Annotated in this window: 1 pseudogene; it reads right to left on the bottom strand. The window is 74.2% G+C overall.

Features of this window, described 5'->3' with window-relative positions:
• Positions 1 to 507, bottom strand: a pseudogene (locus CFP71_RS44520) (hypothetical protein); the annotation flags it as partial.

The raw sequence follows: 507 nt of genomic DNA, 5'->3' as shown, positions 1-507 counted from the left end.
CGGGCGTTCGCCGCGGCTCCCGTCGCCGTGTTCGAGGCGGTGCGAGCCGCTGTCGCGGCGTCCCTGGCCGTGTTGGCCTCGGTACGGGCCGCGTTGGCCGCCTCGCGGGCGATCCCTTCCTGCGGGGTGCCCAGTGCGGCCTGCGCCTGTGCGTCGCGTGCCCAGGAGCGAGCCGCGGTCGATTGCTTCGCCTGCTCCGCCGCGTACGCCTTGTCCCGAGCCTCGCGGGCCTTGCCTTCGTGGAAGCGCGCGGTTTCGTCCGCGTTCCGCGCGATGCCCTCCTGTGCTTGCGCGCGTTCCTTGGCGCCTTGTGCCACACCCTGCTGGCGCTCCGCCTCACCCCGCATCGACCTGGCGAGGGCCGCCTGCTGGTCGGCGCGCTGTCGCGCCTTGGCCGCGTTGACCCGTTCGGCTTCGGCGATCTTCCGCTGCGCGGCCGCTGTCGCCGCCTCGTTCTGCGCGATGATCCGCTGGTCACGGGTCCGGTTGGCCCCGGCGACCGCTTCC

The sequence above is a fragment of the Amycolatopsis thailandensis genome (assembly GCF_002234405.1).
Taxonomy (GTDB): Bacteria; Actinomycetota; Actinomycetes; order Mycobacteriales; family Pseudonocardiaceae; genus Amycolatopsis; species Amycolatopsis thailandensis.
Note: the sequence above shows the minus strand (reverse complement) of the source record. Positions and strands in the feature narration are given on the sequence as shown.